The organism is Halalkalibacter flavus (assembly GCF_036663575.1).
In the GTDB taxonomy this organism is placed as follows: domain Bacteria; phylum Bacillota; class Bacilli; order Bacillales; family Bacillaceae_D; genus Halalkalibacter; species Halalkalibacter flavus.
The window spans coordinates 65,494-81,397 of record NZ_JAWRVK010000014.1; the positions used below are offsets into that span (position 1 = coordinate 65,494).

At 36.1% G+C, this 15,904-nt stretch carries 12 protein-coding genes and 2 pseudogenes; 3 read left to right on the forward strand and 11 right to left on the reverse strand.

Annotation, left to right across the window (positions count from 1 at the left end; all coding sequences use genetic code 11):
• The first annotated feature begins 118 nt into the window (after positions 1-118).
• Entirely contained in the window at positions 119-1,282 is a 1,164-nt protein-coding gene (locus tag SAY88_RS11150) for a dicarboxylate/amino acid:cation symporter (protein WP_332631842.1), read from the forward strand.
• Between the two features lie 237 nt (positions 1,283-1,519).
• Positions 1,520-2,053, forward strand: coding sequence for a CueP family metal-binding protein (locus SAY88_RS11155; RefSeq protein WP_332631844.1), 534 nt, complete (start codon positions 1,520-1,522; stop codon positions 2,051-2,053).
• A 72-nt stretch (positions 2,054-2,125) separates the two neighbouring features.
• Here SAY88_RS11155 and SAY88_RS11160 read toward each other — a convergent pair whose 3' ends face one another.
• The 7 genes and pseudogenes from SAY88_RS11160 to SAY88_RS11190 all read right to left on the reverse strand — a co-directional run bounded on the left by SAY88_RS11160 (position 2,126) and on the right by SAY88_RS11190 (position 7,605).
• Positions 2,126-2,383, reverse strand: coding sequence for a hypothetical protein (locus SAY88_RS11160; RefSeq protein ID WP_332631845.1), 258 nt, complete (start codon positions 2,381-2,383; stop codon positions 2,126-2,128).
• A 14-nt stretch (positions 2,384-2,397) separates the two neighbouring features.
• The gene (locus tag SAY88_RS11165; RefSeq protein ID WP_332631847.1) at positions 2,398-4,395 is read right to left on the reverse strand and encodes a DUF6449 domain-containing protein; all 1,998 of its coding nucleotides are present in this window, start codon (positions 4,393-4,395) and stop codon (positions 2,398-2,400) included.
• On the reverse strand, positions 4,370-5,269 hold the full coding sequence (locus SAY88_RS11170) for an ABC transporter ATP-binding protein (RefSeq protein WP_332631848.1): 900 nt from the start codon (positions 5,267-5,269) through the stop codon (positions 4,370-4,372). Before SAY88_RS11170 ends, SAY88_RS11165 begins: the two co-directional genes overlap by 26 nt.
• The gene (locus SAY88_RS11175; protein WP_332631850.1) at positions 5,262-5,651 is read right to left on the reverse strand and encodes a GntR family transcriptional regulator; all 390 of its coding nucleotides are present in this window, start codon (positions 5,649-5,651) and stop codon (positions 5,262-5,264) included. Before SAY88_RS11175 ends, SAY88_RS11170 begins: the two co-directional genes overlap by 8 nt.
• A gap of 391 nt (positions 5,652-6,042) precedes the next feature.
• Positions 6,043-6,781, reverse strand: a pseudogene (locus SAY88_RS11180) (SDR family oxidoreductase); the annotation flags it as partial.
• A pseudogene (locus SAY88_RS11185) lies at positions 6,769-7,464 on the reverse strand (sugar kinase); the annotation flags it as partial. The pseudogenes SAY88_RS11180 and SAY88_RS11185, both read right to left, overlap by 13 nt.
• 12 nt (positions 7,465-7,476) lie before the next feature.
• Positions 7,477-7,605 (reverse strand): hypothetical protein, encoded by a 129-nt coding sequence (locus tag SAY88_RS11190; RefSeq protein WP_332631852.1) that lies wholly within the window; start codon positions 7,603-7,605, stop codon positions 7,477-7,479.
• Positions 7,606-7,956: 351 nt separating this feature from the next.
• Between SAY88_RS11190 and SAY88_RS11195 the strand changes: the two genes are divergently transcribed.
• Entirely contained in the window at positions 7,957-9,330 is a 1,374-nt protein-coding gene (locus SAY88_RS11195) for an MATE family efflux transporter (protein ID WP_332631853.1), read from the forward strand.
• Between the two features lie 85 nt (positions 9,331-9,415).
• Here the strand turns inward: SAY88_RS11195 and SAY88_RS11200 are convergent, their stop codons facing one another.
• The 4 genes from SAY88_RS11200 to SAY88_RS11215 form a co-directional block, all read right to left on the reverse strand.
• On the reverse strand, positions 9,416-10,039 hold the full coding sequence (locus SAY88_RS11200) for an SGNH/GDSL hydrolase family protein (protein ID WP_332631854.1): 624 nt from the start codon (positions 10,037-10,039) through the stop codon (positions 9,416-9,418).
• 235 nt (positions 10,040-10,274) lie between these two features.
• Positions 10,275-11,621 (reverse strand): branched-chain amino acid transport system II carrier protein, encoded by a 1,347-nt coding sequence (brnQ, locus tag SAY88_RS11205; protein ID WP_332631856.1) that lies wholly within the window; start codon positions 11,619-11,621, stop codon positions 10,275-10,277.
• A 378-nt stretch (positions 11,622-11,999) separates the two neighbouring features.
• Positions 12,000-12,959, reverse strand: coding sequence for an aldolase catalytic domain-containing protein (locus SAY88_RS11210; RefSeq protein WP_332631857.1), 960 nt, complete (start codon positions 12,957-12,959; stop codon positions 12,000-12,002).
• A 415-nt stretch (positions 12,960-13,374) separates the two neighbouring features.
• Positions 13,375-15,603 carry an RNA degradosome polyphosphate kinase gene (locus SAY88_RS11215; protein WP_332631858.1) on the reverse strand — a complete coding sequence of 743 codons (2,229 nt, stop codon included), beginning with the start codon at positions 15,601-15,603 and terminating at the stop codon, positions 13,375-13,377.
• Positions 15,604-15,904 lie beyond the last annotated feature (301 nt).

Sequence of the window (15,904 nt, forward strand, 5' to 3'; positions counted from 1 at the left end):
TCTAGGCAAACTAATTTTACTTATTTAAATTTTAAAAACTACAATAATATATTAACTATTCTAATAAATTATTGTATAATCCATAATGATGAAATTTTTATAGATTAGGAGAAAAAGTATGAAACGTTTTGGACTTTTGCCTCGTATTATTCTGGCAATCATTATTGGGATTATTATTGGTAAAGTAGCGCCTGATTGGACCGTAAGAGTACTCGCTACGTTTAACGGACTGTTCGGGAATTTCTTGGGCTTTATCATTCCTCTAATTATTATTGGATTTATTGCACCTGGAATTGCTCAATTAGGAAAGGGAGCAGGAAAACTACTAGGTATCACAGCTGGAATTGCATACCTTTCTACCATTACAGCTGGGTTACTAGCCTTTTTTGCTACTTCGGCCATTTACCCTAATATTTTGCAGGTTGACGGTTTTCTAGCAAGTTTCGAAAATCCTGAGGAAGGCCTACTCTCCTCATTTTTCACAGTTGAAATGCCTGCTATCATGGGTGTAATGTCCGCATTACTCCTAGCATTCTTGTTAGGATTAGGTGTGACATTCGTAAAAGGAGATACATTAACAAATGTTCTAGTTGAGTTCCGTGGAATTATTGAAAAGGTTATTACTGCTGTCATTATTCCATTATTGCCAGTCCACATCCTTGGCATTTTTGCGAATATGTCAAAAGCTGGACAGGTAGAAACGATCATGTCTGTTTTTGCGAAAGTGTTTATCTTAGTTATTATTCTTCATTTAGTTATGTTGGTATTACAATATACTGGTAGTGGAATCTTAAATAAAAAGAATCCTTTTTCAATGATGAAAGGTATGCTTCCTGCCTACTTTACGGCACTTGGAACACAATCATCTGCCTCAACGATACCAGTAACATTAAGAGAAACGAAGAAGATAGGTGTCCGAGAAAGAATAGCAGATTTCACAGTCCCTTTACTTGCTACCGTTCATTTATCAGGTAGTACGATTACACTCGTCAGCTGTTCTATGGCAATAATGTTTCTGATGGGAGACACACCTACAATCGGTTCTGTTCTACCATTTATCCTCATGCTAGGTATTACAATGGTTGCTGCGCCAGGAGTTCCAGGTGGTGCAGTTATGGCTGCTTTAGGTTTACTTGAAACAATGCTTGGTTTCGACCAAACCATGATCACGCTTATGATCGCACTATACCTTGCACAAGATAGCTTTGGTACAGCTTGTAATGTTACCGGTGATGGAGCTATTTCAGCTTCGGTTGATCGGATTAATAAGATGACGAGTTAGGGGTTATTTTCACTCTATCCGACTTTTAAATTAATAAATAAGAAAAGCACCTGGCCTCCAGGTGCTTTTCTTATTTCATCGATGTGTTAAATAGTGTGATAGTATTCAATCTATTATATGGAGGTGCAACGTTCATATCTTTGCCCTTACTTTCACAAGCACTCTCGTAAATCCATGGTAAAATAACCTTAGAAGTAAACAACAAAATGAGAAAAAGAACAGGGAGAGAAACACAAAATGAAACGGAAAATTTCTGTTATTGTTGGATTAGTTTTCGTTGCTATAGCTGTGTACTTTTTTACAGGAAACAGTGAAAGTGCAACAACAGATCATGACGTTGATAATATCAAGGAATTGGTGCACGATTACAGCGTAGGCAACATTACAAATCAATCCGCTTCGATCACGTCGCATGAACTGATTGTCACTGACAGTGAGGGGAATCAAGTAAGCTATGATTTACCTGAAGATGAATTCTTCCTATCAATTGCGCCATATGTCAATGAAACCCACCCTTGACACAATCATAACTTGACAGGTTGTCAAGGAGAAATCGTGAACGAAGAATTTAATGTATATATTGAAGATATGGATGGAAATGTTTTAGTAGATGAAACAATGATATCTCTAGCAAATGGATTTATTGATTTGTGGCTGCCACGAGAAAGAACGTACCTTGTAACGATTACACATGACGATAAAATAGCTGAGTCAGAACTTTCCACGTTTGAGGGAGACGAGACTTGTATTACAGATATGCAATTGATGTAGAGAAAACAGCACCTAGCGGCTAGGTGCTGTTTTCCTTTTCGACACGCGACCGGAGCGCCGGTCATTAATTATTTAAACCTCAATTAACTTCCCTTCAATCAAACCAATCATCTCAATTTTTCCTCCTTCATTATACACATTCCCGACAATAGTATTTTGAATAGATACGATTGAATTTTTCCTTAGATAAAGATCACCATTTAATTTAGCATCTAAGCAAAGCTTGGCTCCTGGTAATACAGTAAGATTTCCGTTGAAGGTTCCAGTTAATAAGGTATCGCATTCTACTACCAAATCCTCTTCTAGACCATTCGTACTAATCAATTTCATGTGATCCCTCCTCGCTAAAATTGCTCTTTAATAAAGTCTGGGACTTCATCGTCAGGGAAAGTTTGGAAGTCTGGATACATATGTTGATGATAGTAAAAGGCAACAATGTAGGTTCCCTGACTGCTCCAATTTGATGTTCGTAACATTTGTTCCAGTTGTTTTGCGTCGTTAATTCGTAACGTGTCATCACGACTTTCAAGAGTATGATCTAGATTGTTTTCGTGAATATATTCGTAAACACTGCTATGGTCATCGTTTTTAATAACAATCGCATAGGCAATATCATCAGCGGTCATTCTTGCTTGATCTAGTAGACCTTTTTGGTCAAGCCACTCTTCAATTTGAACGTACGACTTTTTCCATTGTGAGCGAATTCGTTTGTTATTCGTCCATAAATATTCAACCTCTGCCCACGGAGCGCGATATTCATGGCTTTCTTCATACGACTCTTCTTCGATTTCCGATTGTAAAAGTTGATGAAATTCATTCATTTCATCGGGATCAGTAAGAACTAGCCTTTTTCCGCCTTGTGGTACATTGAGGGCAATTCGGTCTAATTGCGAAATATCATCAACAGCAAGAACTGGATTTTGGTTTTGTTTGTATTCTTGTGATTCCACAATTGGTTTATATAAGCTTTCATATTGTTCTGCAGGAATACGATATTGTCGTACTAGTCTCTCTCCATTTTTCAACTCATAACCAAATGCTACCAGACGGGTCTCTTCGTTATTCGCTCGAATAAAAGGTTTATCGGCGATAAGTTGTTCGTGGAAAGAGTGAATGTTTATTATGTTACTTTCATCTTTATAAAAATAACTAGGTCTTATTTCTCTCTCATAGTCATCTACATAGCGTTCTTCATTGTCATCTAAGAAATGGACAGTATCTGCAAAATAGACTTGGTGCACATCATCGACATTTGGGATGTTTTTTTCAAATCCGATCACATCCATTTGGACGAAGAAACCAAAGATGATAATGAATACTGTATAAATGGCATAGCCTTTCCATTTCGTAAAAACTCTCCAGCTTTTTTCTAAAATCATCACGGCAAGGAAATAACCAATGATAGAAGCTGTCACATACCCAAAAACAATCCAACCAGGCGCATCGTTTGTAGTAGCCCCAAAGTATAATCCTCCGACTAACATCGTACAGAATGTCACACCATATTTAAAGATAGGTTGTAACGGTCGAAACGCGATCGCTTGAGTAGCAGCTTCGACATTCCTATTCCTATACATCCACAATGAGCAAAGATAGAAAAAGATAATAAATAGTAGATAGCCGATAAATTCTAGCACTGTTAGTGATGTATGTGTCAGTTCATTCACACGTACAAAAGGGATAAGCCGTTCTACATTTTTGTTTAAATAGTAATCCGCAGACAACCCATACAAAGAGAATTGTAGATTCATGAGAACGAGTATGGATATCCCAGCAGGGAAGAGTAACATTATATAGATAAGAGCACCTTGCAACACAGACATCCCTGTAAGCATCGCAACAAACACACCAGCAATAAAAACAAATATATTAAAAAATGAAGTCCATGCTACCCATTCTACGATCGCTTGAAAAGATAATAGTTCTTGCAATGGCATAACGCTTCCTAATATTAATAGAACGAACCCTGTTAAGAGAACAGGCACAAGCAAAATAAGAACACCTAGGATGACATGCAAATGATAAATAGCTTCTCTTTTTATTGGTAGACTGTGCATGTAGTCACTAGAAAGCTTAACTTGCATATAGCGAAAAATAAAAATAGAAAGCAAGACAGGCATTAAGAACAACAAAAACACTTGAAAAGCGTTTGAAATGGCGAATAAGCTTGTCGAGTCCTTTACAAAAATATGATGGTAATGCCCATCTCTTGAATAAGCCATTAAAATTTGTAAAGGCAAAGCGAAAAGCAGGCAAAGGAAATAGGCAATTCCGACCCATCCGACACTTCTTAAATCTTGAATCATGATTCCCCGATTAAACGAGAATGTTTTCGATAGCATAGCCGACATCCCTCATTTCATAAATAAAAATCTCTTCAAGAGTGAGTGGTAAAATATCAAATAGAACAGGGTGGAACGTATCGATATGAGAGGTTACCTTATCCTGCTTCCCTCTAACAATATATAAACGCACACTCCCACGTTCTTCCTTATACAAAATATCAAACCCATGTAAGAAAACAGCTGGTACTTCTTGCTTGAAGGCAACCTGTATTTTATGGACATCCGATTTTAAATCGTCTAAATCTTTTTCAATCCTTAGTTGACCATGATGCAAGATCCCAACCTGATCACAGAGGTCCTCTACTTCACGTAAGTTATGAGAAGAAATTAGGATCGTCATTTCACGCTCAGCAACATCTTGGACTAGCAAGTTTTTCACCTTTTGCCGCATTACGGCATCAAGACCATCAAAAGGTTCGTCTAAAATTAAAATGTCTGGCATCGTTGATAATATAAGCCAAAATGATACTTGTCTTTGCATCCCCTTTGACAGGCGGTGCACCTTTTTGTTGACATCAATGTTGAAAATATCTTTTAAACTCTGAAACCGCTCCTCATTCCAATTAACATACATACTTTTATAAAACTGAGCGGCTTGTTTAATGGTTGAGTTCGGGAAGAAAAATAACGAATCAGCAAGAAATATAATCTTTTGTTTCCATTGAACATTTTCAAAAATTGGCTCTCCACTAATCAAAATTTCTCCTGAATCTTGCTTATAAATACCGGCAATCATTTTTAATAACGTTGTTTTCCCTGCACCGTTTGAGCCAAGCAGACCGTAGATCGAACCTTTTTTAATATGAAGATTAATACCTTGAACGGCTTCAAAATCGTCAAATCCCTTTTTAATGTTCTTCACTTCAATCATGTTCTTCTCCTCCTTTCACCGATTTCTCTGCAATATCAAGTAAAGATAGAATATCTTCCTTGTCCATCCCTAAATACATGGCTTCCGATAAGAGTTTAATCAGCTCTTGTTTCATTTTTTTCACCTTTTCCTCATTTGTCGTTTCTGATTGAGGGGCTACAAATTTCCCTTTACCTGGAATCGAATAAATGTAACCTTGATGCTCTAGCTCCCGATATGCTTTTTGAATCGTATTTGGATTAATCGTTAATTGTTGCGAGAGAACTCTTACAGACGGTAGCTGCTCATCAGGTTGATAAACTTCGTGAATAATCAGCTCTTTCATTTTCTCAACTAACTGTTCATAAATCGGCTTCCTGCTACGTGTATCTAACTGGAACATGGCTTCCCCCTTTCTAGGATGTCGACTTCGTCCTAACTGAACTAACTGTACTATTTATCATAATACAGTTTTAATTATATATAAATTGGATGGTTTTTCAATACTTTTCCAATAAATAAATCATTTTAATTACTGGCGCTAGCCTAATACTATTCCACCAAACTTTACTTAAAGGAAAAACGTAATAGTATTGATATCTTCTCGTATTTGCCTAAATTAATCATCGCCTTCAGCCGATAACAATAACTTGTTTTTATTCCCAGTGTTACATTCTAAAAATCAAAAAAGCAGCGGAAACCTAGTAGCATAATAAGGTAATAAAACCTTTTCAACTTCCTAGATACCACTGCTTTTTTGGTATTTCATCTATACTCTCGCTTCAGATGTTGTTTTACACTCCTGCATAGGATAAGAATCCTCCATCAACCGGGACAGTAATCCCTGTAATAAATCCTGACATATTTTCATCTGACAACCAAATTAATATGCCAAGTAAATCTTCAGGTGTTCCGAACCTTTGCATCGGAGTATGAGCTAATATTTTGTGAGAGCGCTCTGTTAAGGAGCCATCTTCATTCGTCAACAATTTTTTATTTTGTTGTGTAAGGAAAAATCCAGGTGCAATTGAATTGACTCTAATCCCAACTTCAGCCATATGTACCGCTAACCATTGTGTAAAATTATCAATCCCTGCCTTTGCCGCACTATATGCTGGAACCTTTGTCATTGGTGAGGGCGCACTCATCGAAGACATATTAATAATGGTTGCCCCTTTTTTATACATCATTTTCTTTGAAAATACTTGAGTTGGAATAATCGTACCAATTAAATTTAAATTAAAGACAAACTGAAAGCCTTCTGTAGTGAGATCGAAAAATGTCTTTAGCTCCTTATTTTCGAGATCCTCTAGTTTTAACGTTTCATTTGTAGTTGAACCATCTGGATGATTCCCACCAGCCCCATTTATTAAAATATCACATTCACCGAGCTGTTCTGAAATGAGGGCTTCTGCTTCTTTCACGCTTTCAACATCTAGGACATCAAGAAACAGCAAGAGCCGTACCACCATTTTCACGTATTTCTTGTTCGACTACCTTGCCTTTTTCAAGCTGGCGATTTAATATCGCCACCTAGGCCATTGATTCAACACTTTATAGATAAAACCCGCATCAAACCCATCACCTGCACCAACTGTATCCACTACTTTTTTTAGTGCAACTGGTGGGCTCTCCAAATATTCGTTCCCGTAATACCCGATTGCCCCTTTATCTCCTCGCTTAATCGCAACATAGGAGATTCCAAATTGCTTGCATTTTGCAATAATCGTTTTGGGGTCGTTTGTACCAAATAATATCTCTGCTTCATCTAAACCAGTTAACAAAATATCGACATATGGGAGAAATTCAGTTAATGCCGCTTTCGCATCTTCCTTAGACCATATTTTCAAACGTATGTTAGGGTCAAAAGAAATAAGCATATTCTGTTCTTTTGCTAAAGTGATGGCCTTTTTAATAACATTAATATTCTTTTTAGGATCAATAGCTGGAAAAACACCGGTTATATGCAGGAGTTTTGCACCTACAAACTGTAATTCGTCTAATTCTTCCTCTGTTAATGTGGATGTTGGAGAGTTCGAGCGATAATAAAATGTACTTCCACTTCCATCCTCCATAATCTCTTTAAAATAGACAGAGGTAGGATATCCCTCAACAAGCTTGACATGTGACACATCAATACCTTCCCCTCGAACAAAGTTAAAAATATATCTGCCAAAGTCGTCTTGTCCAAGTCGACTAAACCATTTTGTATGTAATCCTAATCTGGATCAACCTATTGCTACATTTAACTCGGCTCCACCTACTTTGCGTTCAAAAGTTGATACGAACCTCAAAGGTCCCTTCGCCTGTGGATTCAATGAAACCATAGCATCTCCTATTGTCATTACATCTACCATAAAAATTTTCTCCCTCCCTTAATAAGTTAAGTTCCATCTTAAAACAAAGGTCTTATTCCTAAAATATTTGTTACCGCTTTCACTTTTTATGATTATATCATTACATTCTTAGTTTGTGTATCGACCGAACTAAGATTTCGTAATAATTCCGATAGTATAACTAATTTGACAAACATTAAATTAGTTAATATTTTTCTTATTTTTCTTTATACTCTTTAAAAATATCGTTGCATTTATAATAATATATATTACTATTAGGGCATGAATCCATAAACAAATGAATAGATTAAGTTTGTTATTGAAAGCGTTTTACAGAGGATGTTGAACAAATTTTTAGAATAGGAGACTTTAATGGCTACAAGTGAAGTAAAAAAACTCTCTCTTTTTGCAATAACCTGGCCTATTTTTATCGAAACATTCTTGCACATGTCCCTTCGAATAGCTGATACCTTTATGTTAAGTTTCATATCAGACGAAGCTGTAGCAGCCGTCGGTGTTTCTAACCAAATAGTTATGTTTATGTTTTTTCTTTTTCAATTTGGTGCTACTGGAGCAGGAGTAGTTATCGCTCAATATCTTGGTGCGAACAAATACAATGATGTTCGAAAATTTGCATGGAATGCGATTACCTTTAATTTCTTGTTTGGTTTAATCATTAGCATCATTATGATTCTATTTAGCAAAACGTTTTTAGGATTCTTCAACTTAGAACCAGCATTATTTCATCAAGCAAGAAGCTTCTTATTAATAGTAGGGGGAGCTTTATTCCTGCAAGCGATGATGCTCACTATTTCGGCAATTATTCAAGCCCATGGCTTTACAAGGGATACAATGTTTGTAACAGTAGGAATAAACATTATAAACATCATAGGGAATTATTTATTAATTTTTGGAGCTCTTGGCTTTCCCCAATTAGGTGTAGTTGGAGTTGCTGTTGCCACAGTTGCAAGTCAATTTTTAGGGCTTATCATTAATTTTATGATTTTATTTAAGAGAGTTGACGTTCGACTACATATAAAAGATATGATCGATTGGAATAAGGAACGACTCTATCAAATCTTAAGTATTGGCGTTCCAAGTGCAATTGGTAACCTTTCTTATTCATTAAGTCAAATTGTTACTACTGGCTTTATTGTTTCACTTGGACAGGAGATGTTAACGACTAGAATTTATACATTAAATATTTTATTCTTTGCGATTGTCATTTCCATTTCTTTAGGAAGAGGAACTCAAATTATAATAGGGCACTTAGTTGGTGCCGGAGAATTTGAACAAGCGTACAAAACGGCTCTAAAAAATCTGCGAATGAGTATGTTACTCTGTCTAGGTGTTGCTATCATTCTTATTTTAGCTAGAGAACCATTGTTTAGTCTTTTTACTGATAACCCATTAATTATTTCTACAGGTGGTATGTTGCTTCTAATGGGTATTATTCTAGAACCTGGTCGCTGCTTTAACATTGTTCTCGGTCAAGCAATTCAGGCTACTGGCGATGCACGCTACTTAATGATGGTGACCATTATCATCATCTGGTGCTTTAGTGTCCCATTATATTATTTACTAGGTATTCAACTTGGCTACGGATTGATTGGGATTTGGTTGGCTTTTGTTGTTGATGAATGGCTGCGAGGGTTAGTTTTATTTGGACGTTGGAAGAGCAGAGTCTGGGAAAAGAAAGTGTTAGTAAAAAAAGAAAAACAGAAAAAAAATGAAGCGCTCGGGTAAAAGAAGTCTGTCAAACACAATGAGTAGAGGGCACTGAAAAAGGTCGATTTTCACCTTTTCCAATGCCCTACTAAGAAACTACTTTTTATACAAGTTGATCTTCTATAGCTCTAAGCCAGGTCGTGGCCATTAGCATGTTTCCTTTTGTATTCATATGTACACTATCTGTCGTCAGCTTATAATTAGGATTGGATTGCAAATAGTTAATAAACGCTTTATTTGTTGGAATAACTGTTCCATTAAACTGCTTCGCTACTTTATTTACGATCTCTACATAATCTACTAGCATTTTATTTCCAATTGAGTTAGGGTCCTCTCCAATAATCGTTGGTTCCATTAATAAGATTTTGGCATTGGTTTTGTCTCTAACTTCTTTTAATAACTCAATGTAAATTCGATTATAGTCTTCTGGTGTTACTTGTTCCATTTCTGGACGATCTAGTTGTCTCCATACATCATTTATTCCAATTGATATGGAAACAAAGTCTGGCTGATGGTCTATTACGTCTGTTTGCCACCTTGAAAACAAATCAACAATTCGATTACCATTTATCCCTACATTCACAAATTGAAAAGTCATAGATGGATAAGTTGTCACCAAATAATCATGCAATAGTCTTACATAGCCATATCCCAAACCGTCGTGATCTTCTAATCTTCCACAATCAGTTATACTATCTCCAATAAATAAGATCTTTGTCGCCTTCATTCTATAAGCTCCCTTATTAATATGACATATGTATATATTGGTAATTAGTAGGTTTATTATATTTCAGATCATTTCTATTTCCAAGGGTAAAAAGTATATAAAATCATTTAAAAACTTAATGAACTAGCGGAACTCAATGATCTCTTAATTGGACATATACTTCTCTCTCTTTCTAACAAAAAGCTATCTAACACTCATTGGTCGTTAGATAGCTTTTATTTTATAGTTATATTTTCTATTTCTCTTCAACCAAAGTATGATTCACCGTCTCTTTGCCAACTGGACTAACCAAAAAGCCAATGACTCCACCTACTATAGCCGGAACAACCCAACCTAATCCAACAGTGTACAAAGGAAGAACCCCAGTAAATAGATTATGGACAGTCTCAATTTGGAAGCCGGCTGCATTTAACCCTTCAAAGAAACTAACAATAAAGGCAAACAAAATACTAATCTGATAAACTTTCTGTTTTCCTTTAAAGAACGGATGTAAAAATGTAAGAACCATTAAACACATTGCTAATGGATAAAGCATGTATAGTACCGGAACCGAAATGTTGATTAAAGTAGATAAACCAAAATTCGAAATGACTGCACTAAAAATCGTAAAAATTATTGTCCATTTTTTATAAGAAATAGAAGGCACAATTTTATTGAAATATGATGCACAGGATGTGATTAATCCGATACTCGTCGTTAAACATGCAGCAATCACAATAAAACCCAATACTACTTTACCAAATGGTCCAAAATAATAATTTGATACACTCGCTAAAATGGCTCCTCCATTATCTAAATGGCCAAGCTCGATTACACTTTTTGCCCCCATGTACGTAAGGGAAGAATAAATGATTGCGAGTAGCCCGCCAGCAATTAATGCTACTTTTAGAGTAGAGATCATGATTTCCCTTTTCGTCGTAATTCCTCTGTCCTTCATGATGTTAATAATCACAATACCAAAGACAAAAGCAGCAAGAACATCCATCGTTAAATAGCCCTCTTGGAATCCTTTGAAAAAGCTATTATCTATAAAGGATTCTACTGGTGCTTGAACTTGTCCAATCGGCTTAACGAATGAAACGACAATAAGAATTCCGATAAAAATTAATAATAATGGAGTTAAAATTTTCCCAATAATATCAACTAGTTTGCTAGATTGTAATGAGAAAAAGAGTGCAATTCCAAAAAATACGATTGAAAAAAGAAACAATGGTAAAAAGCTATCATGGTTACTTAAAAATGGCCTAATTCCCATTTCAAAAGAAACCGTGTTTGTTCTCGGTATAGCAAAAAGTGGCCCGATAGCTAAATAAAGAGCAACTGTAAAAATTATTCCGTATAACGGATGTACTCGACTTGCTAGTGATTGTAAATCGCCTTTACCCGAAAAGGCCAAAGCTAATACCGCTAGAATTGGTAATCCGACACCCGTCACGATAAAACCAGCATTCGCAGATAGTATATTCTCTCCAGCCATTTGACCAAGCATCGCAGGGAAAATTAAATTCCCAGCTCCAAAAAATAAAGCAAACAACATAAACCCTACTGCAATAACATTTGTGAATGAAGCTCTTGATGACATATATAATATCCTCCTACTTTTTCCCAGAACAAAAACTATATTACGAAATTTTGTCTTTTATCAAAAAATTTAAATTACAATAATTTTAAAGGCAACGGATGATAATATATCATACTAAAATAGTAAAAGCAATGTTTATTCCGAAAATACGACATTTTTCGCAAGGGAGGGGTAGAAACTGAATCAAAAATAGGGTGTCTCAAAAGGTCTGTTTTTGACCTTTTGAGACACCCCTGAAGCAATGTGCGGAGTCGCTACATCTTTTAAAATAAAAGCCTTGAGAGGATTGGGTTACACTTTCACGGAGCTTAGCGACGGTGCCATTGCCTCCTCTGTTCTGGAGTTTTTAGACAGCCCCTTCTCTTTTGAATCAATAACCTACTTCGACTCTTGCGCCAAAGAAGATTCTGGTGATGTTACCTTATCATAAAAATCAACAAATTTATCACGATCTTCGCTTGCACGGTAGGCCATAGCAACACGTGGATGTTCATTTAAGGTTCCAGAAATCATATAAGGAATAATGTATCCCCATTCCCATCTTTGACGCATTTCGAGCATGTGCTTTTCAATAACATCAAGTACTGGTTTTAATTCATAACTCGCTTTTTGGATATGAGTAACGAGAAGTTCTGTATTACAGTTTCCTGCAGCTCGGCCCATTCCGTAAACAGAGGAATCAAGGAAGGTAACTCCATTTCTCATTGCAGTCAGCGTATTCGCAAAAGCTAGTTGCATGTTGTTATGTGTATGAATGCCTAGCTTCTTGTTAGGAATCATTTCTTTAAACTTGTTCACTTGGTGCTGAATGTCAGCTGGATCTAAACTTCCAAAAGAGTCAACAATATAAACCACATCAACAGCACTCTTTTTCACCATATTAAATGCTTCAATTAGTTGATTTTCAGGTACACTAGATAACGCCATGATGTTAAGCGATGTCTCATAGCCCAGATCATGAAACATTTGAACAAGTTCTAATCCTTTGTCGACTTCGCGAATATAACAAGCGACACGAATCATATCTAAAGGACTTTGCTCACGTGGCAAAATATCGTCAGGGTCTACACGCCCAATATCGACTAAAGCAGAAAGCTTTGTGAACTTTTTCTCAGGGATAATTTCTTTTAAGAAGTTATCATCAAGAAATCTCCATGGGTTCGGCTCCGTCGCTTGGAGAAGCTTTGGTGAATTTTTATAACCGATTTCCATATATTCAACGCCTGCAGCGCTAAGGCTGTCATACAAGTCTTGAACAAATTCAACGCTAAAATCCCAGTTGTTAATTAATCCCCCATCTCGAATGGTACAATCTATAATCTGGCAACTCTGTTCCATCGTAAGACCTTCCTTCTGTTATTCTTATTTTCAGTATGCTCTTTTGTGCCACTTACAACTCAATATGTAGAAAAACCATATGCAGTTTGTACCATGATTCGATAATAGTTGTCAATATTCAAATAATTTTTCCTCTTAGAACTTTCGTAAGAACAGCTTTACTAGCCGTAAACCGTTCCATACTCGCCACATTACACAAATTACTCGTAATAACACAAAAAAGCGCTAGAACCTACATCACCCTAGCACCTTCTTGCTTGACCTTACTTTCTTTATGAAAACTTTAAACGTTATTTACATAGGCTTAACTGATTTAACCATATTTAATAGTACAATCATGTTGGGTAGATCGACAAGTGGGGTCGCTACACTGACAGCGTTGACGGGGCTGTTAGTACTCTTATTACAATTATATTTAATTTAGAAAACTATAGACTCCCCTTAATTTAACTAAATAAGAATTACCCAATTTCACTAATCTCTTTTTAAATTTATCTGGCACTTTTATATTCGGTGAATCTTTACGTTTTATTGTAAGATATGCTTCTTGGCATAACACTGTTTGGCTGTTAATTTCTTCCTCATCATTAGCTCTCTTAACATACTGGTATTGCCCATTGCTAGCTTGCTCACGTGCCTTATAATTATCTTTTAACGTAAGGATCAAGCATTCATAAATACGGTCTTTTAGGCGGCCATCTAATATTGGGAATAGAATTTCAATACGATTCTCCATATTTCTAGTCATCCAATCAGCCGATGATAAAAACAGATCATTTTTCCCATTCTGATGAAAATAGAAAATTCTTGTATGTTCTAAAAACGCTCCCACAATACTTCGCACCTTAATGTTCTCGCTAACACCTTGAACACCTGGACGTAAGCAACAAACACCTCTCACAATTAAGTTGATCTCTACTCCTGCCATTGATGCTTCATAAAGTTTCTTAATTAACTTTTTATCTGTTAACGAGTTCATTTTAGCTATAATTCGCCCATTTGAATGTTGCTTATGACACTCAATTTCTCTATTAATTAATTCAATAAATGTATCTCTGATACCAAATGGAGATACGGCTAGGTGATAATAAGTTGGTTTTTCCATATAACCACTTAGGTAATTGAAGAAATTGATAGCATCGGTGCCTATTTGATCATCAGCTGTTAGCAAGCCCATATCCGTATATATTCTAGCTGTTGCGTCATTATAATTCCCAGTTCCTAAATGAACATATCTTTGAATTTTTCCTCTTTCACGTCGGACAACAAGGGTAATCTTGCTATGTGTTTTTAAATGAGTCATACCATATATAACATGACACCCTGCTCTTTCTAACTCTTTTGCCCATTGAACATTATTTTCTTCGTCAAACCTTGCCTTCAACTCCACAAGAACGGTTACTTGTTTTCCATTTTCAGCAGCACGTTTAAGGCTTTTAATAATAGGCGAATCTCCACTGACCCGGTATAGAGTTTGTTTTATCGCTAAAACATCTTTATCATCAGCAGCCTGTGACATGAAATCAACAACTGGTTCAAAAGATTCATAAGGATGATGAAGCAACACATCCTTTTCTTTGATCTTCGCAAAGATGTCCCCCTCTCCTTCAAGATCTTGAGGTGGTTGCGGGATGAATGTCTCTGAAGCTAAGTGCTCGTGTGTCATTTGAATTACTTTGCAGAAAGAAAATAGAAAAGTTAAGTCTAGCGGAGCTTGTACATAATATACGTCTTTACTATGAATCTCCAATTGTTCAAGTAAATAGTTAACCACGAGTTTGTCGCTACGCTGATGCTGGACTTCTAACCGAACAGCAGCACCACGTTTTCGTTTTTTTAATTCCTCTTCAATTTCTCTTAATAAATCTTCGGCCCCATCTTCATGGATCGTTAAATCCGCATTACGTGTAATGCGAAACAAAGTAACAGATTTCACATCATAACCTGTAAACAACTTATGAATGAATATAGAAATGACTTCTTCTAGTAAGACAAACTCTCTCTTTTTCCCCTTTGAAGGTAACTCGATGAATCGATCTATGACAGACGGTACTTGTACTATGACTAAATTTCCTTGTAAAGGTAATAGTTTTTTCTTCTCCGTCGTTCTCGGTTTTACTACAACAGCTAGATTAAGTGATTTATTTAATAACATAGGGAAGGGACGATAAGCATCAATCGCCATAGGGGTTAAAACAGGAAAAACTTGCTCATCGAAAATCTTTTCTAAAAAAGGGAGCAATTTAGGAGATAAACTCTCTACTGATAAGATCTCAACCTGCTCTTTTGTTAATAAAAGAGACAATTCATTTAAAAATACGTTGTCTTGCTCTTTTACAAGAGCATGCGCCTTTTGAGAAATGGCACTTAATTGTTGTTTAGGTGTTAAACCCGCTTTATTTTCCGGCTTATTATAACCAGCTTTTACCTGGTCGAGTAAACCAGCCACACGCACCATAAAAAATTCATCTAAATTCGAACTAAAAATAGCTGAAAATTTATACCTCTCTAATAAAGCATTACGTTCATCTTCTGCTTCTTCTAGCACTCTATTATTAAAATCTAACCAACTTAATTCTCTATTATTATAAAAGGAAGGATGATTTAAGTTAATAGCTTCAGAGTTTTCACAAGTTTTATTCACATTCCTTCAACTCCTTCATTCAATATTCGACATTATGTTTAAATTATCATAACAATGTAAATCACTCGTAAATCGGATGTTAAATTTATGTAAATGAGGATAAGACGAATGAATATGGATGAAGGAAAGACATGAATAAAGGGGGATTATCCAAAAAGGCATGCTTTAAACCTTTTGGGATAATCTCGAAGTCGTGTACGAAGTTACTACATCTTTTAAGAGCCTTGAGAGAAGTGGATATCCTCAGGCTAACGAAAGGAGCCATTGCCTCCTCTGTACTAGCTTTAGAGATACCCTTACA

Bases quoted from the DNA above. Each gene is read 5' to 3' on its own strand.
- SAY88_RS11165 (WP_332631847.1), bottom strand. From the start codon at position 4,395: ATGCTATCGAAAACATTCTCGTTTAATCGGGGAATCATGATTCAAGAT.
- SAY88_RS11175 (WP_332631850.1), bottom strand. From the start codon at position 5,651: ATGTTCCAGTTAGATACACGTAGCAGGAAGCCGATTTATGAACAGTTA.
- SAY88_RS11195 (WP_332631853.1), top strand. From the start codon at position 7,957: ATGGCTACAAGTGAAGTAAAAAAACTCTCTCTTTTTGCAATAACCTGG.
- SAY88_RS11150 (WP_332631842.1), top strand. From the start codon at position 119: ATGAAACGTTTTGGACTTTTGCCTCGTATTATTCTGGCAATCATTATT.
- brnQ (WP_332631856.1), bottom strand. From the start codon at position 11,621: ATGTCATCAAGAGCTTCATTCACAAATGTTATTGCAGTAGGGTTTATG.
- SAY88_RS11190 (WP_332631852.1), bottom strand. From the start codon at position 7,605: ATGGTAGATGTAATGACAATAGGAGATGCTATGGTTTCATTGAATCCA.
- SAY88_RS11170 (WP_332631848.1), bottom strand. From the start codon at position 5,269: ATGATTGAAGTGAAGAACATTAAAAAGGGATTTGACGATTTTGAAGCC.
- SAY88_RS11210 (WP_332631857.1), bottom strand. From the start codon at position 12,959: ATGGAACAGAGTTGCCAGATTATAGATTGTACCATTCGAGATGGGGGA.
- SAY88_RS11160 (WP_332631845.1), bottom strand. From the start codon at position 2,383: ATGAAATTGATTAGTACGAATGGTCTAGAAGAGGATTTGGTAGTAGAA.
- SAY88_RS11200 (WP_332631854.1), bottom strand. From the start codon at position 10,039: ATGAAGGCGACAAAGATCTTATTTATTGGAGATAGTATAACTGATTGT.